This is a genomic window from Rhodoferax saidenbachensis (assembly GCF_031457975.1).
In the GTDB taxonomy this organism is placed as follows: Bacteria; Pseudomonadota; Gammaproteobacteria; order Burkholderiales; family Burkholderiaceae_C; genus Allorhodoferax; species Allorhodoferax saidenbachensis_A.
Window position 1 is genome coordinate 125,162 of record NZ_JAVDXO010000003.1, and the last position, 26,092, is coordinate 151,253.

General features: G+C 61.1%; 25 protein-coding genes. 6 read left to right on the forward strand and 19 right to left on the reverse strand.

The window, feature by feature from the left end:
• Positions 1 to 32 precede the first annotated feature (32 nt).
• The 19 genes from accD to J2X15_RS08695 form a co-directional block, all read right to left on the reverse strand.
• On the reverse strand, positions 33 to 905 hold the full coding sequence (accD, locus tag J2X15_RS08605; RefSeq protein ID WP_310341556.1) for an acetyl-CoA carboxylase, carboxyltransferase subunit beta: 873 nt from the start codon (positions 903 to 905) through the stop codon (positions 33 to 35).
• A gap of 86 nt (positions 906 to 991) precedes the next feature.
• Positions 992 to 1,816, reverse strand: a complete 825-nt coding sequence (gene trpA, locus J2X15_RS08610) for a tryptophan synthase subunit alpha (RefSeq protein ID WP_310341558.1) — start codon at positions 1,814 to 1,816, stop codon at positions 992 to 994.
• A 2-nt stretch (positions 1,817 to 1,818) separates the two neighbouring features.
• Entirely contained in the window at positions 1,819 to 3,078 is a 1,260-nt protein-coding gene (gene trpB / locus J2X15_RS08615) for a tryptophan synthase subunit beta (protein WP_310341560.1), read from the reverse strand.
• 76 nt (positions 3,079 to 3,154) lie between these two features.
• Entirely contained in the window at positions 3,155 to 3,835 is a 681-nt protein-coding gene (locus J2X15_RS08620; RefSeq protein WP_310341562.1) for a phosphoribosylanthranilate isomerase, read from the reverse strand.
• The gene (truA, locus tag J2X15_RS08625; protein WP_310341565.1) at positions 3,832 to 4,614 is read right to left on the reverse strand and encodes a tRNA pseudouridine(38-40) synthase TruA; all 783 of its coding nucleotides are present in this window, start codon (positions 4,612 to 4,614) and stop codon (positions 3,832 to 3,834) included. Before truA ends, J2X15_RS08620 begins: the two co-directional genes overlap by 4 nt.
• 41 nt (positions 4,615 to 4,655) lie before the next feature.
• The gene (locus J2X15_RS08630; protein WP_476453982.1) at positions 4,656 to 7,229 is read right to left on the reverse strand and encodes a FimV/HubP family polar landmark protein; all 2,574 of its coding nucleotides are present in this window, start codon (positions 7,227 to 7,229) and stop codon (positions 4,656 to 4,658) included.
• Between the two features lie 206 nt (positions 7,230 to 7,435).
• Positions 7,436 to 8,566 (reverse strand): aspartate-semialdehyde dehydrogenase, encoded by a 1,131-nt coding sequence (gene asd, locus J2X15_RS08635; RefSeq protein ID WP_310341570.1) that lies wholly within the window; start codon positions 8,564 to 8,566, stop codon positions 7,436 to 7,438.
• Positions 8,567 to 8,877: 311 nt separating this feature from the next.
• The gene (gene leuB, locus J2X15_RS08640; protein ID WP_310341572.1) at positions 8,878 to 9,948 is read right to left on the reverse strand and encodes a 3-isopropylmalate dehydrogenase; all 1,071 of its coding nucleotides are present in this window, start codon (positions 9,946 to 9,948) and stop codon (positions 8,878 to 8,880) included.
• A 73-nt stretch (positions 9,949 to 10,021) separates the two neighbouring features.
• Positions 10,022 to 10,672, reverse strand: coding sequence for a 3-isopropylmalate dehydratase small subunit (gene leuD, locus J2X15_RS08645; RefSeq protein ID WP_310341574.1), 651 nt, complete (start codon positions 10,670 to 10,672; stop codon positions 10,022 to 10,024).
• A gap of 13 nt (positions 10,673 to 10,685) precedes the next feature.
• Positions 10,686 to 10,844, reverse strand: coding sequence for an entericidin EcnAB (locus tag J2X15_RS08650; RefSeq protein ID WP_310341575.1), 159 nt, complete (start codon positions 10,842 to 10,844; stop codon positions 10,686 to 10,688).
• Between the two features lie 22 nt (positions 10,845 to 10,866).
• Complete coding sequence (leuC, locus tag J2X15_RS08655) at positions 10,867 to 12,324, reverse strand: 3-isopropylmalate dehydratase large subunit (protein ID WP_310341577.1); 1,458 nt, start codon at positions 12,322 to 12,324, stop codon at positions 10,867 to 10,869.
• A gap of 23 nt (positions 12,325 to 12,347) precedes the next feature.
• Positions 12,348 to 13,280, reverse strand: a complete 933-nt coding sequence (locus J2X15_RS08660) for a LysR family transcriptional regulator (protein ID WP_409034263.1) — start codon at positions 13,278 to 13,280, stop codon at positions 12,348 to 12,350.
• 239 nt (positions 13,281 to 13,519) lie between these two features.
• Entirely contained in the window at positions 13,520 to 14,830 is a 1,311-nt protein-coding gene (gene gltA / locus J2X15_RS08665) for a citrate synthase (protein ID WP_310341581.1), read from the reverse strand.
• Between the two features lie 10 nt (positions 14,831 to 14,840).
• Positions 14,841 to 15,119 carry an FAD assembly factor SdhE gene (locus J2X15_RS08670; protein ID WP_310341582.1) on the reverse strand — a complete coding sequence of 93 codons (279 nt, stop codon included), beginning with the start codon at positions 15,117 to 15,119 and terminating at the stop codon, positions 14,841 to 14,843.
• A gap of 21 nt (positions 15,120 to 15,140) precedes the next feature.
• Complete coding sequence (locus J2X15_RS08675) at positions 15,141 to 15,845, reverse strand: succinate dehydrogenase iron-sulfur subunit (RefSeq protein ID WP_310341583.1); 705 nt, start codon at positions 15,843 to 15,845, stop codon at positions 15,141 to 15,143.
• A gap of 11 nt (positions 15,846 to 15,856) precedes the next feature.
• Positions 15,857 to 17,647 carry a succinate dehydrogenase flavoprotein subunit gene (gene sdhA / locus J2X15_RS08680; protein WP_310341586.1) on the reverse strand — a complete coding sequence of 597 codons (1,791 nt, stop codon included), beginning with the start codon at positions 17,645 to 17,647 and terminating at the stop codon, positions 15,857 to 15,859.
• A gap of 27 nt (positions 17,648 to 17,674) precedes the next feature.
• Complete coding sequence (gene sdhD, locus J2X15_RS08685) at positions 17,675 to 18,040, reverse strand: succinate dehydrogenase, hydrophobic membrane anchor protein (RefSeq protein WP_310341589.1); 366 nt, start codon at positions 18,038 to 18,040, stop codon at positions 17,675 to 17,677.
• A 22-nt stretch (positions 18,041 to 18,062) separates the two neighbouring features.
• Entirely contained in the window at positions 18,063 to 18,506 is a 444-nt protein-coding gene (sdhC, locus tag J2X15_RS08690) for a succinate dehydrogenase, cytochrome b556 subunit (protein ID WP_310341590.1), read from the reverse strand.
• Between the two features lie 105 nt (positions 18,507 to 18,611).
• Positions 18,612 to 19,418, reverse strand: coding sequence for a GntR family transcriptional regulator (locus J2X15_RS08695; protein ID WP_310341592.1), 807 nt, complete (start codon positions 19,416 to 19,418; stop codon positions 18,612 to 18,614).
• 188 nt (positions 19,419 to 19,606) lie between these two features.
• On the opposite strand from J2X15_RS08695, the gene J2X15_RS08700 reads away from it, so the two are divergent.
• From J2X15_RS08700 to J2X15_RS08725, 6 genes are all read left to right on the forward strand, one after another.
• Positions 19,607 to 20,593: a malate dehydrogenase gene (locus tag J2X15_RS08700; protein ID WP_310341593.1), complete on the forward strand. Its 987-nt coding sequence runs from the start codon at positions 19,607 to 19,609 to the stop codon at positions 20,591 to 20,593.
• A gap of 12 nt (positions 20,594 to 20,605) precedes the next feature.
• Positions 20,606 to 21,655 carry an HpcH/HpaI aldolase/citrate lyase family protein gene (locus J2X15_RS08705; protein WP_310341596.1) on the forward strand — a complete coding sequence of 350 codons (1,050 nt, stop codon included), beginning with the start codon at positions 20,606 to 20,608 and terminating at the stop codon, positions 21,653 to 21,655.
• A 14-nt stretch (positions 21,656 to 21,669) separates the two neighbouring features.
• Complete coding sequence (locus tag J2X15_RS08710; protein WP_310341599.1) at positions 21,670 to 22,221, forward strand: hypothetical protein; 552 nt, start codon at positions 21,670 to 21,672, stop codon at positions 22,219 to 22,221.
• 65 nt (positions 22,222 to 22,286) lie between these two features.
• Positions 22,287 to 24,884: a bifunctional aconitate hydratase 2/2-methylisocitrate dehydratase gene (gene acnB, locus J2X15_RS08715; protein ID WP_310341601.1), complete on the forward strand. Its 2,598-nt coding sequence runs from the start codon at positions 22,287 to 22,289 to the stop codon at positions 24,882 to 24,884.
• A 77-nt stretch (positions 24,885 to 24,961) separates the two neighbouring features.
• The gene (locus J2X15_RS08720; protein ID WP_310341603.1) at positions 24,962 to 25,330 is read left to right on the forward strand and encodes a DMT family protein; all 369 of its coding nucleotides are present in this window, start codon (positions 24,962 to 24,964) and stop codon (positions 25,328 to 25,330) included.
• A 93-nt stretch (positions 25,331 to 25,423) separates the two neighbouring features.
• Positions 25,424 to 26,071: a DUF47 domain-containing protein gene (locus tag J2X15_RS08725; protein ID WP_310341605.1), complete on the forward strand. Its 648-nt coding sequence runs from the start codon at positions 25,424 to 25,426 to the stop codon at positions 26,069 to 26,071.
• Positions 26,072 to 26,092 lie beyond the last annotated feature (21 nt).

The following is a 26,092-nucleotide window of genomic DNA, read 5'->3' on the forward strand; positions in this document are numbered from 1 at the left end:
GGGCCTCTTTGTTTTTGCAGCGTCGATCGGGTTTAGATCACCGCATCCGCCGGCTGGCGCTGCAACATGGCCAAAGTATCGGCCACGGTCTTGCGCAGCTCGCGGCGGTCGCAGATGAAGTCGATCGCACCCTTGGTCTGCAGGAACTCTGCGCGTTGGAAGCCTTCAGGCAGCGTCACGCGCACGGTGGACTCGATCACGCGCGGACCAGCAAAACCGATCAGCGCCTTGGGTTCTGCAATCACCACGTCGCCCAGAAAGGCAAAGCCTGCGCTCACGCCACCCATGGTGGGGTCGGTCAGCACGCTGATATAGGGCAGCCCCTTCTTCGCCAGACGCGTCAGCGCGGCGTTGGTCTTGGCCATCTGCATGAGCGACAGCAAACCTTCCTGCATGCGCGCACCTCCGGTGGCAGTAAAGCACAAGAAGGGCACTTTTTGCTCAATGGCGGTTTCCACGCCGCGCACAAAGCGCTCGCCCACCACGGAGCCCATCGAACCGCCCATGAATTCAAATTCAAAGCACGCGGCCACCAAGCTGATGCCGTGCACGGCACCGCCCATGACGATCAGCGCATCGGTCTCACCCGTGTTTTCCAGGGCTTCTTTCAGGCGCTCAGGGTATTTTCGGCTGTCCTTGAACTTCAGGGCGTCCACGGGCAGGACTTCCTGGCCGATTTCAAAGCGGCCTTCGTTGTCCAGGAACGCATTCAGGCGTGCGCGCGCACCAATGCGGTGGTGGTGGCTGCAGCTGGGGCAGACGTTCTGGTTTTGCTCCAGATCGGTCTTGTAGAGCACGGTTTCGCAGCTGGGGCACTTGATCCACAGGCCTTCCGGCACGCTGCGGCGTTCCGTGGGGTCGGTGTGTTGAATTTTCGGGGGTAGCAGTTTCTCAAGCCAACTCATCGTCAGGTCTCCTTGCAGTGCCCAGACGGGCGTCCAACCAACAGGGGGCGATTATCCGCGAAACCGCCCCCGATGCTTTTTTCGCCTTAGCCCTGGTCCATCGCCGTGCGGATCTCGCGCAGGAAGGTCTGCACCGTGGCGCCTACCTGGTCGCGCGGCTGGTCTTCCAGCAGCTGGATGATCTTGCTGCCAATCACCACCGCGTCTGACACCTTGGCAATCGCCTGGGCCGTGGCTGCGTCCCGAATGCCAAAGCCCACGCCCACCGGCGTGCTGATGTGCCGACGGATGCGGGGCAGCATGGCTTCCACGGCGCCCACATCCAGCGCACCCGAGCCGGTCACGCCCTTGAGCGACACGTAGTACACATAGCCGCTGGCCACGCGCGCCACCTGGGCCATGCGTTCATCGGTGCTGGTCGGGGCCAGCAAGAAGATCAGGTCCATGCCATGCGCGCGCAGGTCGGCGGCAAAGGCCTCGCATTCCTCAGGCGGATAGTCCACGATCAACACACCGTCCACACCGGCCTCGGCTGCGTCCTTGACGAACGGGCTGCTGATGCCACTTTTTGCGTGTTTCTGGTCGTAGCGCTCCACGGGGTTGGCATAGCCCATCAGCACCACAGGCGTGGTGCTGTTGGTCTGGCGAAACTCACGAACCATGGCCAGTACCTGCACCAGGCCAATGCCGAAGGCCAGGGCCTTGTCGCCCGCCTTCTGGATCACTGGGCCATCAGCGCTGGGGTCGGAGAAGGGCACGCCCAGTTCGATTACATCGGCGCCGCCTGCCACCATGGCGTGCATCAGCTCGGGTGTTACGTCGGCATAGGGGTAGCCCGCGGTGACAAAGGGAATCAGCGCCTTGCGGCCCTGGGTTTTGAGGGCGGAGAAGGTGGTGTCAATGCGTCCCATGCTCATGCTCCCTTCACCACGTGGCCGCGCATCGAAGGGCGGTCATACACATCGTCGCCCGACAGGTCGGCCACGGTACCAATGTCCTTGTCGCCGCGACCTGACAGGTTGATCAGCACCGATTGGTCTGGGCGCATGGTCTTGGCCAGCTTCATACCGTAGGCTACGGCGTGGCTGGACTCGAGCGCAGGGATGATGCCTTCGGTCCGGCACAGGTAGTGGAACGCGTCCAGCGCTTCCTTGTCGGTGATGCCCACGTACTCTGCACGGCCGATATCGCCGAGGAATGCGTGTTCGGGGCCTACACCGGGGTAATCCAGGCCGGCGCTGATGCTGTGGGTCTCGGTCACTTGACCGTTGTCGTCTTGCAGCACATAGGTGCGGTTGCCGTGCAGCACGCCAGGGCTGCCGCGCTGGATGCTGGCGCTGTGTTTGCCACTGTCCAGGCCTTCGCCCGCCGCTTCCACACCGATCAGGCGCGTGTTCTCAAACGGGATGTAGGGGTAGAAGATGCCCATGGCGTTCGATCCACCGCCCACGCAGGCAATCACCGCGTCCGGCTGCTCGGTCTTGCAACCCGCAGCTTTCAGCATCTCGGGCATCTGCACCAGGCATTCGTTGCCGATCACGCTCTGGAAGTCGCGCACCATCATCGGGTAGGGATGCGGGCCGGCCACGGTGCCTATGATGTAGAAGGTGTTGTCCACATTGGCGACCCAGTCGCGCATGGCTTCGTTCAGCGCGTCCTTCAGCGTCTTGCTGCCGCTGGTGACCGGCACTACGGTCGCCCCCAGCAGCTTCATGCGGTAGACGTTGGGGCTCTGGCGTTTCACGTCTTCGCTGCCCATATAGACCACGCATTCCAGGCCATAGCGCGCACAGATGGTGGCGGTGGCCACGCCGTGCTGGCCGGCTCCGGTTTCGGCAATCACACGCGGCTTGCCCATGCGCTTGGCCAGCATGGCCTGGCCGATGGTGTTGTTGACCTTGTGGGCGCCGGTGTGGTTCAGGTCTTCGCGCTTCAGAAAGATTTGCGCGCCGCCCATTTCGCGGCTCATGCGGTCGGCGTGGTAGACCGGGGAGGGGCGACCTACGTAGTGGGCCAGCTCAGACTGGAATTCGGCCAGGAAGGCCGGGTCGTGCTGGTACTTGGCGTAGGCGTCTTTCAGCTCATTGATCGCATGGGTCAGCGTTTCGGAGACAAAGCTGCCGCCGTATTTGCCAAAGTGGCCTGTGGCGTCGGGTTGTTGGTAGTCGTACATGGTGTCAATCCATTCAGGACAGCGTATGCCGCCACCGGTGTGGCGTTCTGGGCGCTGTCGCGTAAGTGAGGGAGGTTTACCGGTCTGCAGCGCGCACGGCGGCCACAAACTGGCGGATTTTTTCGGGGTCTTTGATCCCCTTGAGGGGCTTGCCCTGAGCGTCGACGGCTTCCACGCCGGAGCTCACATCCACGGCCAGCGTTTTACAGCGCGGCCGTACCGACGTGATGCCATCGCCCACGTTTGCACTGGTGAGTCCACCACTCAAGACGAGGTGAGCGTTGACGCTTGGAGGAAGAAGTGACCAATTGAATGTTTTGCCACCACCACCGTAGCCGTCCACATGGGCGTCTAGCAGGATGGCTTGGGCGTTCGAATAATCGTGAGCGTATTTTACGAGGTCAAACGCCTGCGCGTCATCCCCCAGCGGAATACGCGCCGCACGCAGGTAGGGGCGGGCGCCATTGCCGGTGGCATCCAGGCAGTCCCGCGGGCTCTCATCACCATGAAATTGGATGGTAGCCCCCGCAATCATTGCGCTGGCAGCTATCACTTCTGTAGCAGATGCATTGACGAACAACAGCACAGGGGTGATAAAGGGCGGCAAGCGCTTGGCCAATTCAGCCGCGCGCTGCGGTGTGACGGCCCGCGGGCTCTTGGGGTACAGCACAAAGCCAATGGCATCCGCACCTGCAGCCACTGCCGCATCGACGTCTTGTTCTCGGGTCAGGCCGCAGATCTTGATTCGAGTTCTCATGGCAGCGCATCATACGCAGGGGTGCGTTCGGGCATGCCCCACTTCGGGTCATAACGCGGGCCCAGAAAGTACAGGCCGTCGGGCGAGAAGGTGGGCGCAGCGGCCTTGCGGTCGCGCGCGGCCAGCACCTCGGCCATCCATTCGGGCGGCTTCTTGCCCTGGCCAATCTGCACCAGGCAGCCCATGATGTTGCGGATCATGTGGTGCAAAAAAGCGTTGGCCTCGAACTCGATGCGCCAGTAGGCACCGCGCTTGCTCAGGCTGATCTCCAGCAGATTTTTGATGGGACTCAGGGCTTGGCATTGCGAGGCGCGGAATGAGCTGAAGTCGTGTTCGCCCAGCAAAATGTCGGCGGCCTGGCGCATCGTATCGTGGTCCAGGGCGCCAAAGGTCCAGCCTACGCGGCCAAACTCCACGCTGGGGCGAATCGTCGATTCGAGCAGCACATAGGCGTAGCGGCGCGACAGGGCCGAGGCACGGCAATGGAACTCTCGGGACGTTTTAACGGCCCACTGCACTGCAATGTCGCGCGGCAGGTTGGCATTGGTGCCGCGCACCCAGGAGTAGGTGTCGCGGTCCAACTCGGTGTCAAAGTGCACCACCTGCATGAGGCCGTGCACACCGGCATCGGTGCGGCCAGCGCACAAGGTAGAAACGCGCTGGGCAGTGAACTTGCCCAGCGCGGTTTCTAGTTTGTCTTGGATAGTAAGGCCGGACGACTGGCTTTGCCAGCCCTGGTAGGCCCCACCGTTGTAGCTAACGCCTAACGCAATCCGCACAAGCTCTGGATCCTGCGATGTGCCAAGCCCCCATGGGGGGCTTAGCTCAGTTTGGCCAGGGCGCGTTGGGCTTTGGCGCGCATGTCGCCGCTGGCCTCAGACACCACTTCTTCGATCAGCGCACGGGCGCCATCTTCGTCGCCGATGGAGACGAACTCTTCGGCCAGCGCCAGCTTGGTTTCCAGCGGGTCTTCACCCACGCTATCAGGTGCTTGCGCCGCGGCCGGAGGATCCAGATCCAGGGACAAGGAGCCCAGGTCGAATTCCATCAAACCGGTGTCAGCTGTCGGACTGGCCGCCAGCACAGGCTCTACGGGAGCGGGACCCGTGGGCTCAAACTTGGGTGCCGGCACATCGTTGGCCTGCATTGGCGTTTCCAGGTCGTCCAGCGACAGGGAAATCTCGGGCATGGGCGGCACAGGCACGGGAGCTGCCTGTACGGCAGGTGTATCCGGCAGGTCAAAGTCCATGTCCAAGCTGTTGTCCTGGGGTTGGGCTTCCATCTTGACCGTCTGCTCTGCGGACGGGCTCATCGTGCCACCGGTGACATCGCTGATGGCGCTGGCAGGTTCGTCGTCCAGCGAGAAGTCCAGGTCCAAATCGAGGTCAACGCCGGACGCGCCACTGTCTGCCACGGCCGCGCTGGCAGGCATGGCCACGGTACTGGCACCAAAACTGGAGTTTCCACTGGCCGCAGGGGCCGCACCGGCAGACGCAGGTGCGCCACCAGGTTGGTAGAGTGCGTTGGTCGGGTCAATCGCCAAGCCCATTTCGCAAATGCGGGTCCAGTCGGGGCTATTGGCCCCGGTGAGCTTGTAGGCTTGGGCTGCGGTGGTCTCAAAGCTGCGGGTGTCGCGGCGTTTGGAGAAGATTTCCAGCAGCTTGGTGTGGATGGCCAGGCGCCCAGGGTTGGTACGCACCGCCTCTTTGAGGATTTCTTCAGCCTGCAGGTCGCGGCCATAGGCCAAGTACACATCGGCTTCAGCGACCGGATCTACGTCGTCAGCGGCGTCCAACTGGCTGGCGGAGTACACCATGGAGGAGGCGCTGGGAGGGCCGTTGCTGGTGTCAATGCGCTGTCCGCCACTGGCGCCGAAAAACGAATCCGGTTGCAGACGGCTTTCCAGGAAGGCGCTGTCCACCTGGGCGGAATTCTTCTTGCGCTGGCGGATGCGGTAGGCGGCAAAACCACCCAGCAACGCGAGCAAACCGACGGCACCTGCGGGTACCAAAGGGTCAGCCAGCAGTTCGTCGAGCAGGCCGGGTTCTTCTTGCACTGGCGCTGGTACGGCCGCTTTAGGCTTGGGTGCAGGAGCTGTGGCCTGCGGAGCGGGTGCCGACACGGCAGCTGCAGGGGCGGAGGCTGCGGGTGCAGGCGTGGCTGCCACTGGAGCGGGTACGGGGGCTACGGCAACCGCAGGCGCCGGTGTCGCGGGCTTGGCCACAGATGCTGGCTCAGCGGGTGCTGCTGCCGCGGGCTTCGTGGCCACGCCCAGCTTGTTCAGATCGCTGATGTTCTTGTTGATTTCTGCAGCGCGCGCTGCAGCGTCTTTGGCTTCGCGGTCTTTGGCAATCTTGGCTTCATCGGCCTTGCTCTGGACAGAGCCCTTGGACAGCGTGAGCTTGTCGGGCGTGGTGCTAGCAGGTTTTTTGTCTTCAACCTTGGCTTCGATGGCACCACTGGCTTTGCGGTCGGCCGCGCCTACGGCAGCAGCAGGCGCATTGGCGGCCAGATTGCGGCGGAAGTCGTTGAAGTCTTTGCTCTGGGCCACCACCAGCTTGGACGCCTCGGCAGCGCTCACGCTTTGGGCGCTCTCTGCTGTGGGCACGTTCAGAATAGCGCCCGCGCGAATGCGGTTCAAGTTGTCGTGAACAAAGGCGTCGGGGTTGGCACGCAACATGGCCACCAACATCTGGTCCAGGGACACATCGGCAGGTTTGATGCTGCCGGCGATCTTGCTGGCAGTGTCGCCTTTTTTGACAACCAACTGTTTGTCGGAGTCTGCAGCAGCAACGGGCGCTTTGGCGACGGCCACAGGCGCGGTCGTACGTGGGGTGCTGGGTTTGCTGGTGGCTGCGCGTGGAGCCGATTCAGCCGCAGGCTGGGCGCTGGCTGCAGGTGCGGTACGCGGAGGAATGTTGCTCGTAGCTGGTGCCGCGGGGGTCTGGGCCAGCGTGGGCGCCGCGGGCGCCTTGCGCAGGGCTGGGGGATCAAACAGCAGGGTGTAGTCCCGCACGATGCGCCCGGACGACCAGGTGGCCTCCAGAATCAGGTCCACAAAGGGGTCGTTGATGGTGCGGTCACTGCTAAGGCGCAGGAAAGAACGGCCATCGCGGCGGATAAGCGTGGCTTGCAGGCTGGACATCGCGGGGTTGTAGTCAAGTCCGGCGGCGACAAACGCGTCCGGCAGGGCAACGCCCGCTTTCAGGGACGCAGCTTCTTCGGCGTTGATGTCCGGGATCTCGATTTCGGCACGCAAGGGCTCGCCCAGCGCTGACTGGACCGTAAGGCGACCGAGCGAAAGCGCATATGCCCCGGTTCCCGACAAGCCGAGTAGCGCAACGGCTGCAGCCGCAACAGCGGTCTTTTGCCAACGATGTGACTTAGCGATCAATTTATTAGCCTCCGGTGCTCAGGCGAGCGGCAATTTACTTATCTGTTTTCGGACGTTAAAGCCCGAGTATCAAAACGTAAAAAGTACCATAACATCAATGTCTTAGGCTGACAAGCTAAGAAAGCTTTTAACTTTCAAAGCCTGCCCCGTTCGCTATCTGCCATCGGTTTTTATGTTGCCTTGCGACAACGGCTTGTAACTGCTTGTTACGCGTCCAGCAGGATGCGCAACATGCGGCGCAAAGGCTCTGCCGCACCCCACAAAAGCTGGTCGCCGATGGTGAAGGCGCCCACGTATTCCGGTCCCATGGCCAGCTTGCGGATACGGCCCACAGGAATGGTCATGGTGCCAGTCACCGCTACGGGGGTCAGGTCCTGGATGGTCGCTTCGCGGGTGTTGGGCACTACTTTGACCCATTCGTTGTCGGCGGCGATCAGGGCCTCAATGTCGGCTACGGGCACGTCCTTCTTCAGTTTGAAGGTCAGTGCCTGGCTGTGGCAGCGCATGGCGCCCACGCGCACACAGAAACCGTCCACGGGGATGGCGCTGGTGCCGAAGCCTTCGCCCAGGCCAAGGATCTTGTTGGTCTCGGCCATGCCTTTCCACTCTTCCTTGGACATGCCGTTGCCCAGGTCCTTGTCGATCCAGGGGATCAGCGAGCCACCCAGCGGCACGCCAAAGTTGGCGGTTTCAACACTGGTCAGCGCGCGCTGCTTGGCGATCACTTTGCGGTCAATTTCCAAAATCGCGCTCTTGGGGTCGTCCAGCAATGCCTTGACTTCGGCATTCAGCGTGCCGTACTGGGTCAGCAGTTCGCGCATGTGCTGGGCTCCGCCGCCGGAGGCTGCCTGGTAGGTCTGGGTGCTCATCCATTCGACGAGACCGGCCTTGTAGAGCGCGCCCACACCCATCAGCATGCAGCTCACGGTGCAGTTGCCGCCCACCCAGTTCTTGCCACCCTTGGCCAGCGCGTCCTGGATGACCGGCATGTTGACGGGGTCCAGGATGATGACCGCGTCTTTTTCCATGCGCAGCGTGGAGGCCGCGTCAATCCAGTGGCCATTCCAGCCGGCTGCACGCAGTTTGGGGAATACTTCCGTGGTGTAGTCACCACCTTGGGCGCTGATGATGATGTCGCAGCGTTTTAGGGCGTCAATATTGAAGGCGTCTTGCAGCGTGGTTTCGTTCTTGGCCTCAGCCGGGGCTTTGCCGCCAGAGTTGCTGGTAGAGAAGAACAGGGGTTCGATCAGGTCGAAATCCTTCTCTTGCACCATACGGTCCATCAATACCGAGCCGACCATGCCGCGCCAGCCGACCAAACCTACCAACTTGCTCATATCAACGCCTTTTCAAAAAGTTAAACAAACGATGCTCTTACACGGCTGTTTATGGACTGTTTGCCCGGCTCGTCTGGCCGGGAGGGCGCACGACGAACCAGGCTGGGTCAGCCCTTAATGGTCGTGGTTTTGGTGATGGTTGCGCGCGCGGCCTTGCTTGCCAGGGCGGCAGAAGCAATGCTCAGGGAGAGGGGGCGGGCGGCAAACATGACTTTATTGTAGCCCAAAACAAGAATTTTTTGCCCCGCGCGGACTGAAATGGTTTTGCAGTGGCAGGGCAACAACGCGGCGTGCCGCCCTGCGGATGGTGGTTACGCCAGTGCCTTCACTACGGCGTCGCCCATCTCCTTGGTGCTGGCGCGGGTGGTGCCTTCGCTGTAGATGTCGGCGGTACGCAGGCCTTGCTCCAGCACCTTTTTCACCGCGGCTTCAATGCGCAGTGCCGCGGCTTCCTGGTTCAGGCTGAAGCGCAACATCATGGCGGCACTCAGGATGGTGGCGAGCGGGTTGGCAATGCCCTTGCCGGCAATGTCGGGCGCGCTGCCGTGGCTGGGTTCGTACAGGCCTTGGTTGCTGCTATTCAGGCTGGCGGAGGGCAGCATGCCGATGGAGCCGGTGAGCATGGAGGCCTCGTCCGAGAGGATGTCGCCAAACATATTGCCGGTGACCAGCACGTCAAACTTCTTGGGCGCCTTGACCAATTGCATGGCGGCGTTGTCCACCAGCATGTGGTCCAGTTCCACGTCAGGGTACTGTTGGCCCACTTCGACCATCACGTCTTTCCAGAGCTGCGAGGTTTCCAGCACGTTGTTTTTGTCCACGCTGGTCACGCGCTTATTGCGTTTTTGGGCAGCTTGGAAGGCTACGTGCGCAATGCGTTCGATCTCGGGGCGGCTGTAGCGCATGGTGTCGAAGGCTTCTTCGGCACCGGGGAAGTGGCCATCGGTGGCGATGCGGCGGCCACGCGGCTGGCCGAAGTAGATGTCGCCGGTGAGCTCACGGATGATGAGGATGTCCAGGCCAGCAATCAGCTCGGGCTTGAGACTGGAGGCGCCGACCAGTTGTTCGTAACAAATGGCGGGGCGAAAGTTGGCGAACAGGCCCAGGTTCTTGCGCAGGCCGAGGATGGCCTGCTCTGGGCGGAACTGGCGCTCCAGCTTGTCGTACTTCCAGTCACCTACGGCGCCGAACAGCACGGCGTCGGCTTCCTTGGCCAGCTTGAGCGTGGCTTCGGGCAGCGGGTGGCCGTGGGCGTCGTAGGCCACGCCGCCCACCAAGGCGGTTTCCATTTCCAGTTTCAGGTCCAGGGCTTTCAAGACCTTGACGGCTTCCGCCACGATTTCGGTACCAATGCCGTCACCCGGCAACACTGCGATCTTCATGAATATTCCTAGTCAGTTGGGGGCAGAGTTAAAGATCTGTCCCGCAAAGTTTCACTATTAAATTAATAGCTGCTCACGCAGACATGGTGCGGGCTAGCCACGGTTTTTGTGTCAAACGCTGGGCCTCGAAGGCCTTGATCTTGTCGGCATGGCGCAGGGTCAGGCCAATGTCGTCGAAGCCGTTGATCAGGCAGTACTTGCGGAAGGCCTGTACGTCAAAGGCAATCTCTTCGCCCTGGGGCTTGACGATGACCTGGCGCTCCAGATCGATGGTGAGCTGGTAGCCGGGGAAAGCCAGGGCGTCATTGAACAACTGATCCACCTGCGCCTCCGTCAGCACGATGGGCAGCAGGCCATTCTTGAAGCTGTTGTTGAAGAAGATGTCTGCATAGCTGGGCGCAATGATGGCGCGAAAACCATACTGGTCCAGTGCCCAGGGTGCGTGTTCGCGGCTGGAGCCGCAGCCAAAATTTTTGCGCGCCAACAGGATGGATGCACCCGCATAACGCGGCTGGTTCAACACGAAGTCGGGGTTGGGCTTGCGGCTGGTGGGGTCCTGGCCGGGGAAACCCGCATCCAGGTAGCGCCATTCGTCAAACAGGTTTTGGCCAAACCCGGTCTTGCGGATGGACTTGAGAAACTGCTTGGGGATGATGGCATCCGTGTCCACGTTCTCTCGGTCCATGGGGGCAACCAGGCCCTTGTGTACGGTGAATTTCTGCATGGTGAGGTGCGCCTTATTTGGAGATGTCTCGGATTTTTTCGCCAGCTTTCTCGATACCTTTGCCAGCGGTCGTACCGACCTCCTTAGCGTCTTGCTTGACGCCGGACCAAGTGTTGCAGCCAGAAAGAAGCAACAGGGCGGAAGTGGCAATCAGGGCGATGAATGTTTTCATGATGAAAGTTCCAGAGAAGGGGTTAGCTGAACTTGCGGATATCAACAAAGTGACCGTGGATGGCCGCGGCGGCGGCCATTGCCGGGCTCACCAGGTGGGTGCGTCCACCGGCGCCCTGGCGGCCTTCGAAGTTGCGGTTACTGGTAGAGGCGCAGCGCTCGCCGGGCTCCAGGCGGTCGGCGTTCATGGCCAGGCACATGGAGCAGCCCGGCTCACGCCACTCAAAACCGGCGGCTTTGAAAATCTCGTGCAGGCCTTCGCGTTCGGCCTGGTCTTTTACCAAGCCCGATCCGGGCACGACCATCGCCAGCTTGATGTTCTTGGCGACCTTTTGGCCCAGTTTCTTCACCACAGTGGCCGCTTCTCGCATGTCTTCGATGCGGCTGTTGGTGCAGGAACCGATAAAGACCTTGTCGACAAACAGGTCGTCCAGCGCCTTGCCAGGCTCCAGACCCATGTATGTGAGGGCGCGCTCAATCGCACCACGTTTGTTGGCATCTTTTTCCTTGTCCGGATCCGGCACGCGGGCGTCGATGCCCAGCACCATCTCGGGCGACGTGCCCCAGGTCACCTGCGGCACGATCTGGCTGGCATCCAGTTCCACAATGGTGTCGAAATGCGCGCCTGCGTCGGAATGCAGCGTTTTCCAGAACGCGACGGCCTGTTCCCATTCCACCGCAGCCGCTTCGGGGCTGGTGGCATTGGCACCGGGCGCCAGGGGGCGGCCCTTCACATAGTCAATGGTCTTTTCATCCACAGCTACCAAACCGGCGCGCGCACCCGCTTCGATGGCCATGTTGCAGACCGTCATGCGGCCTTCCATGGAGAGCGCGCGGATGGCCGAGCCACCGAATTCGATGGTGTAACCCGTGCCGCCTGCGGTGCCGATCTTGCCGATGATGGCCAGCACGATGTCCTTGGCGGTAATGCCTTGGGCCACAGCGCCTTCCACCTTGACCAGCATGTTCTTGGCCTTCTTGGCCAGCAGGGTTTGCGTGGCCATCACGTGCTCGACCTCGCTGGTGCCAATGCCGTGGGCCAGCGCGCCAAAGGCGCCGTGGGTGGACGTGTGCGAGTCTCCGCACACCACGGTCATGCCGGGCAGCGTGGCGCCGTTCTCAGGCCCGATGACGTGCACGATGCCCTGGCGTTTGGACAGGAAAGGGAAGTAGGCTGCAGAGCCGAACTCACCGATGTTGGAGTCCAGCGTCATGACTTGCTCTTTGCTGGTCGGGTCGGTGATGCCGTCATAACCACGCTCCCAGCCCGTGGTGGGCGTGTTGTGGTCGGCTGTGGCCACGATGGAGCTGACGCGCCAGACCTTGCGGCCTGCAACGCGCAGGCCTTCAAAGGCCTGGGGGCTGGTCACTTCGTGGACCAGATGGCGGTCAATGTAGAGGATGGAGGTTCCATCTTCCTCGGTGTGAACGACGTGGTCGTCCCACAATTTGTCATAAAGCGTGCGTGCAACAGTAGCCATGGTTTTCCTTCCGAAATTCAATTTTAGGCCTTGGCCCCGTGCGGGGCCAAGGCCGTGAGGTGGTCCACCAGCAACCGTGCGGTGCGTGGCAGGGTGGAGAAGTCGCGGGCGACCAGTTCGATCTGGCGGGTGGCCCACGGGTCACGGAGAGCGACGGCACTGAGCTCGCCCGTGCTGTGCATCAGGGTGAACGCACGCAGCGGCATTACGCCGATGCCCAGACCGTTGTAGATCATGCGGCCCATGGCATCCAGCCCGGTGACCTGGATGCGCAGCCGGATGCTTTGCCCAAGCGCGGCGGCGGCCTGGCGCATGGCGACGTAGATGGAACTGTTGGAGTGCAGGCCTACGTGGTCAAACGCCAGCGTGTCTTCAAAGGCCACCATGCCTTTGTCAGCCAGTGCGTGGTCTGCAGGGACGACGAGCACCAGTTGGTCTTGCCGGTACGGCCGGGTTTGCAGCTCGCCCACGCCATCAGCCGTGTTGCAGACGCCGAGATCGGCGGCACCTTCCTGTACTGCACGCAGGACTTCGCTACTCAGGTGCTCTTCCAGATCGATCTTGATGCCCTGGTGCGCACGGATGAAGGCGCCCAGGTCTTCAGGCAAAAACTGCACCGTGGCCGAAATGCTGGCATGCATGCGTACCTGGCCACGCACGCCGTCGGCATATTCGCTGAGTTCGGACTGCATGCGCTCCAGGCTGAACAGCACGCTGCGCGCGTGGTGCAGTAGGTTCTGGCCGGCGGGGGTGAGGTGCACCCCGCGGGAGTGCCGATGCAGCAGTGCGGTTCCCAGAGTAGCCTCCAGATCGCTGAGGCGCTTGCTCAAGGCAGACGGAGCGATGAACTCCCGTTCCGCTGCCTTGCCAATGCTGCCCAGCTCGCAGACGGCCACAAAGAGCTGAAGCGAGGCTAGATCCAGGCGGCGGGTGAGGTTGAGAGGAACGGATTTCATGGTGCGCATGCCATCGCGATTTGCGATTGCTTTTGCTATTTTCCTACCTAACGCAGGGTTTTGACATCGTGGTTTGCGATGTCTTGTGTCGACTGGGGATACGACAGCGGGTGCTATGAAAAGAGTAGCTGCTCGCGCACAGCCGACGAGGGCTAGAGGTACTTTTTATATAAAAAAGCCCCGCAGCCTTGTGCAGGCTGCGGGGCTGGGCAGGTCACAGCCGCTAGGGCTGCACGCGATCAGCGTTGGCCGATAGGCATCACGTCGCGCTTTTCAGAGCCAGTGAACAACTGACGGGGGCGGCCGATCTTGTATTCGGGATCGCCGATCATTTCGTTCAGTTGGGCAATCCAGCCCACGGTGCGGGCCAGCGCGAAGATCGCGGTGAACAGGCTCACGGGAATGCCAATGGCGCGCTGCACGATGCCGGAGTAGAAGTCCACGTTGGGGTAGAGCTTGCGCTGCACAAAGTAGTCGTCTTCCAGGGCAATCTTTTCCAGGGCCATGGCCAGCTTGAACAACGGGTCGTTTTCCAGGCCCAGGGCTGTCAGCACTTCTTTGCAAGTTTCTTGCATGAGCTTGGCGCGGGGGTCGTAGTTCTTGTACACGCGGTGACCGAAGCCCATCAGCTTGACGCCGGAGCTCTTGTCCTTGACCTGTTCCATGAACTGGCCAACCTTGGAAATGCCGCCCATGCGCTGGATGTCTTCCAGCATGTTCAGGCAGGCTTCGTTGGCGCCACCGTGGGAAGGGCCCCACAGGCAGGCCACACCGGCGGCAATGGCCGCAAACGGGTTGGTACCAGACGAACCGCACAGGCGCACGGTGGAGGTGGATGCGTTTTGTTCGTGGTCTGCATGCAGGATGAAGATGCGGTCCAGCGCGCGTTCGATCACGGGGTTAACCACATACTCTTCGCACGGTGTGGCGAACATCATGTGCAAGAAGTTGCCTGCGTAGCTCAGGTTGTTCTTGGGGTACATGTAGGGCTGGCCGGCGCTGTACTTGTAGGCCATGGCGACCAGCGTGGGCATCTTGGCGATCAGGCGGATGGCCGAGATCTCGCGGTGCTCAGGATTGTTGATGTCCGTGCTGTCATGGTAGAAGGCCGACATAGCGCCCACCAGGCCGGTCATGATGGCCATGGGATGCGCGTCGCGGCGGAAGCCACGCAAGAAAAACTGCATCTGCTCGTTGACCATGGTGTGCTGGGTTACGCGCTTGGTGAAGTCGGCTTTGCCAGCGGCATTGGGCAGGTTGCCGTATAGCAGCAAGTGGCAGGTTTCCATGAAGTCGCAGTTGGTGGCCAGCTGCTCGATGGGGTAGCCGCGGTACAGCAGCTCGCCCTTGTCGCCATCGATGTAGGTGATGGCGGACTGGCAGGATGCCGTTGACAAAAAGCCCGGGTCATAGGTGAACATGCCCGTTTGCGCGTACAGCTTGCGAATGTCCACGACGTCGGGGCCGACGTTGCCGTGGTAGACCGGCAAATCGACGCTGGGGCTGCCGTTACTGAACGACAGGGTGGCTTTGTTGTCAGCTAGTTTCATCTTTCGCCTTTCAGAGAGGTTCTCTCAACATTTTCAAAACTTCGTGCACGTCCGCACGGTCCAATTGCGCGTCCACCTGGGCCAGCGACTTGCGTGCCAATTGCACGTCCAGCAGGTCGTTGTCACTCAGGTCCATCAGGGCTGCCAAGGCATCGCCCTGGCGGACCGTCAACGTAGGGCTGAACCGCTGAAAGAAGCGCTCAATGAACAAGTCGTTCTCCAGCAGACCGCGGCGGCAACGCCACTGCAGCTTGCTCAAGGCCCGTTCGTCAATCAGTGCTTCAGTCACGTGCTACTTGCCTGGTAAAGGTCAGACAGTCCGCAGGACCATCATTTCCTTGATCTTGCCAATGGCCTTGGTGGGATTCAAGCCCTTGGGGCAGACGTCCACGCAGTTCATGATGGTGTGGCAGCGGAACAGGCGGTAAGGGTCTTCCAGGTTGTCCAGGCGCTCACCGGTGGCTTGGTCACGGCTGTCTGCAATAAAGCGGTAGGCCTGCAGCAAACCGGCAGGACCCACGAACTTGTCGGGGTTCCACCAGAAGCTGGGACAGGAGGTGGAGCAGCTCGCGCACAAGATGCATTCGTACAGGCCGTTGAGCTCTTCACGCTCTTCTGGGGACTGCAGACGCTCTTTCTCAGGCGGCACGGTGTCGTTGATCAGGTAGGGCTTGATCGAGTTGTACTGCTTGAAGAAGTCGGTCATATCGACGATCAGGTCGCGAATGACAGGCAGGCCGGGCAGGGGTTTCAACACGATCTTGCCAGGCAAGGTCAGCATATTGGTCAGACAGGCCAGGCCGTTTTTGCCGTTGATGTTCATGGCATCAGAACCGCAAACGCCTTCGCGGCAGGATCGGCGGAAGGAGATGGTGGGGTCCACGGCCTTGAGCTTCATCAGGGCATCCAGCAGCATGCGCTCGTGGCCATCGAGTTCCACCTCGATGTCCTGCATATAGGGCTTGGCATCCTTGTCCGGATCGTAGCGGTAGATGGAGAAAGTGCGTTTGGTCATATCAATATCTCTCAGAATGTCCGGACTTTGAGTGGCACAGAGTCAACCGTCAAAGGTTTCATCTGCACAGGCTTGTAAGAGAGGCGGCTGCCTTCGCTGTACCACAGCGTGTGCTTGTGCCATTCCTTGTCGTTGCGGCCATTGGGGTGCTCGGCGGAGTCGGAGTAGTCGTCCACGGTGTGGGCGCCACGGCTCTCGTGGCGCGCGGCGGCGGACACGATGGTGGCCTGCGCGGCTTCGATCAGGTTCTCGACTTCCAGCGCTTCGATGCGCGCGGTGTTGAACACTTTGGACTTGTCTTTGAGGTTGATCGCGTTGACACGGTCACGCAAAGCGGCGATTTTGGTCACGCCTTCGTCCATGCTCTTCTGCGTGCGGAACACACCCGCGTGTTGCTGCATGGAGGCGCGCATGTCGTTGGCCACGTCCTGGGCGTATTCGCCGCTGGTGGCGTTGTCCAGGCGCGAGACACGGGCCAGGGTGCGGTCTGCCGCGTCCTTGGGCAATTCCTTGTGGGCCTTGCTGGTCTTGATGTAGTTGACGATGTGGTTGCCGGCTGCGCGGCCGAACACCAACAGGTCCAGCAGCGAGTTGGTACCCAGGCGGTTGGCGCCGTGCACCGACACGCAGGAGCATTCACCCACGGCGTACAGGCCGTTCACCACCTGGTTGTGCACATCGCCGTTTTGCACGACCACCTGGCCGTTCACGTTGGTGGGGATGCCGCCCATTTGGTAATGGATGGTGGGCACCACGGGAATCGGTTCCTTGGTGATGTCCACGTTGGCGAAGTTCACGCCAATTTCGTACACCGAAGGCAGGCGCTTGTGGATGGTGTCGGCACCCAGGTGGTCCAGCTTCAGCAGCACGTAGTCCTTGTTCGGGCCGCAGCCGCGGCCTTCCTTGATTTCCTGGTCCATGGAGCGGGACACGAAGTCGCGCGGTGCCAGGTCTTTCAAGGTGGGCGCATAGCGCTCCATGAAACGCTCGCCATTGCTGTTGAGCAAAATCGCACCTTCGCCACGGCAGCCTTCAGTCAGCAACACGCCAGCACCGGCCACGCCAGTGGGGTGGAACTGCCAAAACTCCATGTCTTCGAGCGGGATGCCGGCGCGTGCCGCCATGCCCAAGCCGTCACCGGTGTTGATGAAGGCGTTGGTGGAGGCAGCAAAGATGCGGCCGGCGCCGCCGGTGGCCAGCAGCGTGGTCTTGGCTTCCAGAATGTGGATGTCGCCGGTTTCCATTTCCAGCGCGGTCACGCCGACCACATCGCCTTCCGCGTCGCGGATCAGATCGAGTGCCATCCACTCCACGAAGAAGCTGGTCTTGGCGGCCACGTTTTGCTGGTACAGCGTGTGCAGCATGGCGTGACCGGTACGGTCAGCCGCAGCGCAGGCGCGTTCCACGGCCTTTTCGCCGTAGTTGGCGGTGTGACCGCCAAACGGACGTTGGTAAATCGTGCCATCGGGGTTGCGGTCAAACGGCATGCCCATGTGTTCCAGGTCATAGACGACCTTGGGCGCTTCACGGCACATAAATTCGATGGCGTCCTGGTCGCCGAGCCAGTCGGAACCCTTGACGGTGTCGTAGAAGTGGTAGTGCCAGTTGTCGTCGTTCATGTTGCCCAGGGAGGCACCGATGCCGCCTTGGGCAGCCACGGTGTGCGAACGGGTGGGGAACACTTTGGAGAGGACGGCGACGTTCAAACCGGCGCGGGCCAGTTGGAGGGACGCGCGCATGCCGGAGCCACCGGCGCCGACGATGACAACGTCAAATTTGCGTTTAGATACGGAGTAAGACATGAATGGATTGCCTGTTAGGAAGGGAGATCAGAGACGCCACAGGACCTGAATGGCCCAGCCGGCACAGCCGACGAGCCAGACGATGGAGAACACCTGCAGAGACAGGCGAATGGAAACGGGTTTGACGTAGTCCATCCAGACATCACGGATACCAACCCACACGTGGTACAGCATGGCAACGATGACCGAGAAGGTCAAAACCTTCATCCATTGGGAGGAGAAAATGCCCGCCCATTTGTCGTAGCCAATGGGGCCTTTGAAGAAGATCACCTGGGCCAGCACCACCAAGGTGAACAGGGCCATCAACATTGCGGTGACGCGCTGCGCCAACCAGTCGCGCAGACCGTAGTGCGCGCCAACGACGACACGCTTGGAACCGTAATTCACTGCCATTTTTCGATTTCCTTTTTTGTAGTTAGTAGGCGCCAAACAGCTTGAGTGCCAGGGCCAGTGTCAGCACCGAGCCCAAGGTCAGGGTCACGATGGCCGAGGAGCGGCCAAACTCTTTGCTCACGGCATGGTTGATGTCCATCCACAGGTGACGCAGGCCTGCAATGAAGTGGTGCAGGTAGGCCCAGATGATGGCTAGCGCCACCAGTTTGATGAACCAGCCCGGAACAAAACCCAGGCCCACGGTGAATGCGCTGCTGAACTTAGCAAATGAGATTTCCGAGGATACGGAGGTGTCAAACATCCAGATAATGAAGGGCATCAGGATGAACATGATGACGCCGCTGACCCGGTGCAGGATGGACACCCAGCCTGCGGGAGGCAAACGGTAGGTGGGCAGATCCGAGAGGGCGTTGATGTTGCGGAATTCGGGCCGCGGGCGTTTGGATGCAGAGGCGAGCTCAGTCATGGATGGGCTTTCTTGGAGGTAACTGGTATGTAATTTTTGGCGCAGCCAGCCAAAATTCTATTGCACCGCACCAATCTGACGTTGGACTTGCACGGTAAAGACTGCTCAATTTAGCGCATTTCGATAGTAGTGTGTGTCGGTCAGGTACAGGCCGCGGCGCATTTCCATGGGCGTGTCGTTGTAGGTGAAAGCTGTGCGTTCCACGCTGAGCAGCGGCGTTTGCTGCGTAGTGTGCAGCAGCTTGCATTGCTCGGCATCCGGCAGCACTGCACGGATTTTTTCTTCAGCGCGGACCATGCGCACGCCAAACTCGGTTTCAAACAGGGCATACATCGGGCCGTCGTAGCCTGCCAGGCGCTCGGCCGTCAGTCCTTTGAAAGGTGTGCCGGGCAGCCACAAGTCCTCCAGAATCGTCGGCACGCCCGCAAACGACAGCACGCGCCGCACCTGCAGCACTGCATCGGCAGGGCGCAGCGCGAGCGCGCGGGCCACTTCAGCGGACGCGCGCAGGCGCTTGCAGTCGATGATCTTGCGTTGGGCTGGGCCTTCGCTGTTGGGGTCACCGTTGTCGGGAAAGAGCTTGAGGAAGCGGTACTGCACATGGTGCTCGGCATGCGTGGCCACAAAGGTGCCCTTGCCCTGGCGGCGTACCAAGAGGTTTTCCGCGGCCAGTTCGTCAATGGCCTTGCGCACCGTGCCCTGGCTGACCTTGAAGCGCGCGGCCAGTTCCAACTCACTGGGAATGGCGGCACTGGGCTTCCATTCGCCACTCTGGAGACTCTGCAGCATCAACACCTTGATCTGCTGGTACAGCGGACTGAAAGCAGGGGTCAGGCCGGAGCCCGTGGTCGCGCCCGCATCGGCATCTGCGGAGGCAGAACTGTCGCTCGAATAGGGTGGGGTAGCGGCCATGGTGCAGAGGGGTTGGGTCAGCGGCAAGTCAGTCTTTAAACTGACGCAATCATATCTTATATAAGACATAAGACAAATTGACGGAGTGCAGATTTCGGGAGTAAACTCCAGCGCATTCTGCAGCGCAACACAGATTGCGAAAAGCGCTGGTCCCACGCCGTTTTCACCACACTTCCTGGAGTTTTACCATGAGCAAGAAACCCGTCCGCGTTGCCGTTACCGGAGCCGCCGGTCAAATTGGATACGCCATTCTGTTCCGCATCGCCTCCGGCGAAATGCTGGGCAAGGACCAGCCCGTCATTCTGAGCCTGCTGGAAGTGCCTGTTGAGAAAGCGCAACAGGCTTTGCAAGGCGTGATCATGGAGCTGCAAGACTGTGCATTCCCCCTGCTGGTGGGTATCGAAGCGCACAGCGACCCGCTGGCCGCATTCAAGGACGTGGACTACGCACTGCTGATCGGTTCGCGCCCTCGTGGCCCCGGCATGGAACGCGCCGAACTGCTGGCCGTCAACGCCGAAATCTTCACCGCCCAGGGCAAGGCCCTGGACAAGGTGGCCAGCCGCAACGTCAAGGTGCTGGTCGTCGGCAACCCCGCCAACACCAATGCCTACATCGCGATGAAGAGCGCGCCGAGCCTGCCCCGCAAGAACTTCACCGCCATGCTGCGCCTGGATCACAACCGTGCCCTGAGCCAGATCGCCGCCAAGACCGGCAAGGCTGTGGCCGACATCGAAAAGATGACCGTGTGGGGCAACCACTCGCCCACGATGTACGCCGACTACCGCTTCGCCACCATCAACGGTGAAAGCGTCAAGGCGATGATCAATGACGAAGTCTGGAATAAAGACACCTTCCTGCCCACCGTTGGCAAGCGCGGCGCGGCCATCATCGCGGCCCGTGGCGTGTCGTCCGCAGCCTCGGCTGCCAACGCAGCCATCGACCACATGCGCGACTGGGCCCTGGGCACCAATGGCAAGTGGGTCACCATGGGTATCCCGTCGGACGGCCAGTACGGCATCCCCAAGGACACCATGTTTGGTTTTGCCGTGACCTGCGAAGGTGGCGAGTACAAGCTGGTCGAAGGTCTGGAAGTGGATGCGTTCAGCCAAGAGCGCATCAACGTCACGCTGAAAGAGCTGCAAGACGAGCAAGCTGGCGTCGCCCACCTGCTGTAATCGGCTGCTGAAGTGGCCCATCCGCGCGACGTTCTTCTTGGCGCTCAGGGCGCGGCAGGCATATTGCCTGTGTGCGACCACTACAGCGGCGTGGAAGCGCGGATGGTCAAAAGCCTGCAACTGCAGGCTGAGATGACCGAAGAGTTCGGGGCCTGCGTCTTTGACGTGACCCTGGACTGCGAAGACGGTGCCCCGGTCGGGGGCGAAGATGACCATGCAAACATGGTCGTAGCCCTCACCAATGCTGCGCAAGCAGCTCCCAATTTAATAGCAAATGGCCTGCGTCGGCGCATTGGTGTGCGCGTGCACGCCGTGGACCATGCCGAGTTCGCCTCCGATGTGCAAACTGTAGTGGGCCTGGCTGGTGCTGCGCTGAGCTACCTCATGGTGCCCAAGGTGGAGTCGATCTGGGACGCGGATCGCGCCGTTGCCGCAATCGACGCCGCGACCGCACCGGGTGTCCCGCCGCTGCCTCTGCATGTGCTGATCGAATCGCCGGCCGCCGTGCATCGCGCCTTTGAGATTGCGGCGCATCCGCGCGTGCAGTCCATCAGCTTTGGCTTGATGGACTTTGTGTCCAGTCATGGCGGCGCCATTCCCTCGTCGGCCATGGGCGTGCGCCCGGCGGATGACAGTATTTCGCTGGACCAGTTTCACCACCCGCTGGTGCTGCGCGCCAAGCTGGACATTGCCAGTGCCTGCCATGCGCATGGCAAGGTGCCCTCCCACTGTGTGGTGACCGAGTTCAAGGACCCCGCCGCGTTGTTGCGCGCTGCCAAAACAGCCGCCCAGGCTTTGGGGTTCACGCGCATGTGGAGCATCCATCCGGACCAGATCCGCCCGATTCTGGAGGCCTTTGCCCCCACGCAGGACGAAGTAGATCTGGCCGCGCACATCGTGCAGGAAGCGCAGCGCCAGGAGTGGGCGCCGATCTCCGTCGGAGGCAAGCTGCATGACCGGGCCAGTTACCGTTACTTTTGGCAGGTGCTCGAGCGCGCGCACCAGACCGGCCGCGCGCTGCCCTCAGACGCGGCGGCCTATTTTTCTACGTCAGTCCATTGAAGTCAGGGTTCACCATGCTGAAGTTGTCACTGTCGGGTGTGTTGTTGGTGCTGCTGATGGTGCCCCTGGCCCAAGCGGCCGCGCCCGTGAAGAAGGCCACCAAATCCCGCGCTGTAGCTCCCGTTTTCGCCGTGGTGGAGGCTGAACCGGCCGAGCTGTCACCCGAGCATTTGGCAGTGGCGCAGCGCGTGGCCGTTGGCACCGTGCCTTGCGAGTTGGGTGCGCAGGTCAAGATTTCTGCGCACCAGACCTGGGCCGGACGTTTTGTGCTGGAGCATGGGCGTCAGAAATACCAGATGGCCCCTGTACCTACCAGCACCGGCGCGGTGCGGCTGGAAGATGCTGCGGGCGGCGCGGTGTGGTTGCAACTGGCCAACAAGTCGATGCTGATGGACCAGAAGCTGGGGCGTCGCCTGGCGGACGAGTGCATGAACGCCGGGCAGGCGGTGGTGGCCGAGGCCCTGCTGCGCACCCCGGCACCGAGTTTGCTTGAACCCCTGAACAACACGCCCGCCGTGGCGGCTGCCGAGTCCAAACCTGAAGCGGTTGCAGCCGCTACCAAATAGATAGCTGCTCGCGCATATCCCACGCGGGCTAGCGCGGTATTTTATTGTTACTGAAGGAGAAAATGATGTTGAAAGCCTACCGAGACCATGTGGCCGAACGCGCTGCGCTGGGGATTCCCCCGCTGCCCCTGTCTGCCCAGCAGACCGGTGAACTGATTGAGTTGCTGAAGAACCCGCCTACGGGTGAAGAGGCTACTCTGGTAGAACTGATCACCCACCGCGTACCTGCAGGTGTGGACGACGCGGCCAAGGTCAAAGCCAGCTACCTGGCTGCCGTGGCCCACGGCACCGAGAAGTGCGACCTCATCAGCCGTGCAAAGGCTACCGAACTGCTGGGCACCATGCTGGGCGGCTACAACATCAGCCCGTTGGTGGACCTGCTGGACGACCCCGATGTGGGCGAAGTAGCGGGCAATGGTCTGAAGAAAACCCTGCTGATGTTCGACCAGTTCCACGACGTGGCCGAAAAGGCCAAGGCCGACAACCCCAACGCCAAGTCCGTGCTGCAAAGCTGGGCCGATGCCGAGTGGTTCACCAGCCGCCCTGAAGTGCCACAAAGCATTACCGTCACCATCCTCAAGGTGACCGGCGAGACCAACACCGACGACCTGTCCCCCGCGCCCGACGCCTGGAGCCGCCCCGACATTCCGTTGCACGCCTTGGCCATGTTGAAGAACAAGCGCGACGGCATCACCCCGGAAGAAGACGGCAAACGCGGCCCCGTGAAGTTTGTGGAAGACCTGCGCGCCCGCGGCAACCTGGTGGCCTATGTGGGCGACGTGGTGGGCACCGGCTCCAGCCGCAAGTCCGCCACCAACAGCGTGCTGTGGTTCACTGGTGAAGACATTCCCTTTGTGCCGAACAAGCGTTTCGGTGGCGTGTGCCTGGGCACCAAGATTGCGCCCATCTTCTACAACACCATGGAAGATGCGGGCGCTTTGCCCATCGAAGTGGATGTGAGCCAGATGAACATGGGTGACACCGTGGAGCTGCGCCCCTATGACGGCAAGGCCTTCAAGGATGGCAAAGAGATCGCGTCCTTCCAGGTGAAGAGCGATGTGCTGTTTGACGAAGTGCGCGCGGGTGGCCGTATTCCCCTGATCGTTGGCCGTGGCCTGACCGCCAAGGCTCGCGAGACCCTGGGTCTGCCTCCGTCCGAGCTGTTCCGCCTGCCGCAGAACCCTGTGGACACCAAGAAGGGCTTTAGCCTGGCGCAAAAGATGGTCGGCCGTGCCTGTGGTTTGCCGGAAGGCCAGGGCGTGCGCCCTGGTACCTATTGCGAACCCAAGATGACATCCGTGGGCTCGCAAGACACGACCGGTCCGATGACCCGTGACGAGCTGAAAGACCTGGCCTGCCTGGGCTTCAGCGCCGATTTGGTGATGCAGTCCTTCTGCCATACCGCCGCTTACCCCAAGCCCGTGGATGTGAAGATGCACCACGAGTTGCCCGACTTCATCAGCACGCGCGGCGGTATCTCGCTGCGCCCGGGTGACGGCGTGATCCACAGTTGGCTGAACCGCCTGCTGTTGCCCGACACTGTGGGCACAGGTGGCGATAGCCACACGCGTTTCCCCATCGGCATCAGCTTCCCCGCGGGCTCCGGCCTGGTGGCGTTTGCTGCCGCTACCGGCGTGATGCCTTTGGATATGCCCGAGTCCGTCTTGGTGCGCTTCAAGGGCAAGATGCAGAACGGCGTGACCCTGCGTGACCTGGTTAACGCGATCCCGCTGTATGCCATCAAGGCCGGCCTGCTGACCGTCGAGAAGAAGGGAAAGAAGAACATCTTTTCCGGCCGCATTCTCGAAATCGAAGGTCTGCCAGACCTGAAGGTGGAGCAAGCCTTTGAGCTGTCCGATGCGTCCGCTGAACGTTCTGCTGCGGGTTGCACGGTGCACCTGAACAAGGAACCCATCATTGAGTACATCAACTCCAACATCACGATGATGAAGTGGATGATTGCCAATGGCTACTCGGACGCCCGCACGCTGGCCCGCCGCATTGCTGCGCAAGAAGCCTGGTTGCGCGATCCCCAGTTGCTCAAGGGTGATGATGATGCTGACTATGCGGCCGTCATCGAGATCGACCTGGCTGACATCCACGAACCCATCGTGGCCTGCCCCAATGACCCGGACGATGTGAAAACCCTGGCCGAAGTGGCCGGCGCCAAGATCGACGAAGTGTTCATCGGCTCCTGCATGACCAACATCGGTCACTTCCGTGCAGCCTCCAAGTTGCTGGAAAGCAAGCGCGACATCCCGGTCAAGCTGTGGGTGGCCCCACCCACCAAGATGGACGCCAAGCAATTGAGCGACGAAGGCCACTATGGCGTGCTGGGCAGTGCCGGTGCGCGCATGGAAATGCCGGGCTGTAGCCTGTGCATGGGCAACCAGGCCCAGGTGAAGGAGGGCGCCACCGTGTTCTCCACCTCCACCCGCAACTTCCCCAACCGCCTGGGCAAGAACAGCAATGTGTACCTGGGTTCCGCCGAGCTGGCCGCCATCTGCTCCAAGCTGGGTCGCATCCCCACCAAGGAAGAGTACCTGGCCGACATGGGCGTGCTGACCGCCGCCAGCGACACCGTGTACCAGTACCTGAACTTTGACAAGATCGGTGACTACACCGACTCAGCGGCGACCGTGACGGAAGGCGTGGCTGCGTAAGCTGCCAGCCTGCTGAACGCAGAAGCCCCGTGGCGCAAGCCACGGGGCTTTTCTTTTTTGGGTTGGGATAATGGGGGATGAACTTTTTGAACAGCATCCCCCTTTCCCTGCAAACCATTTTGCTGCTGGTGGCCAGCAATGTGTTCATGACCTTTGCCTGGTACGGCCACCTCAAAAGCCTGGCCACCGTGCCCTGGTACACGGCTGCCCTGGTGAGCTGGGGCATCGCCCTGTTTGAGTATCTGTTGCAGGTGCCGGCCAACCGCATTGGCTTTCAGCAGGCTGGTTTCTCGGTGGCACAGCTCAAAATCATGCAGGAAATTATCACGCTGACGGTGTTTTTGCCATTTGCCATGATTTACCTCAAGCAACCTTTCAAGCTGGACTTTGTCTGGGCCGGCCTGTGCATGGTGGGGGCGGTGTACTTTATTTTCCGCAGCGCCTGATCGCGTCAGATACCCCTGGGTTACAGGCGGTTAAACTCCGCGCAGCCCAGATTTGGTCACAAGACCGACATATTCATTCGTTAGGAGCCAGCGATGCTGTTTGGAAAGTTGTTGCCGCGTGAAGGCAATTTTTTTGAGATGTTCAACCAGCACGCGGACCGCATCGTGGAGGCTGCTCAGGCTTTTTCCAAGTTGGTGGCCAACTACAACGACCTGGACCTGCGTGCCAAGTACAACCAGGAAGTGGACGACGCCGAGCGCGCTGCCGACCGCGTGACGCACGATGTCAACAAGGCCATCCACATCACCTTCATCACCCCGATCGACCGGGAACAGATCCACTCCCTGATCAACACCATGGACGACGTGGCCGATTTGATCCAGGACTCGGCCGAGACCATGGCGCTGTACGACGTGCGCCACATGACCGAAGAAATCGTGCGCCTGACCGACCTGAGCGTGAAGTGCTGTGAGCGCCTGCGTGACGCAGTCAAGCTGTTGGACCACATTGCGGACCATGCCACGGCCGAAGCTGCGTTGAAGACCTGCGAAGAGATTGACCGCCTGGAGTCCGATGCCGACCGCGTGATGCGCACCGCCATGAGCAAGCTATTCCGCGAGGAACCCGATGTGCGTGAACTGATCAAGCTCAAGGCCATTTACGAGCTGCTGGAAACCATCACCGACAAATGCGAGGACGTGGCCAATGTGATCGAAGGCATCATTCTCGAAAATTCCTGATCCGGACTGCGGTACCTAGTT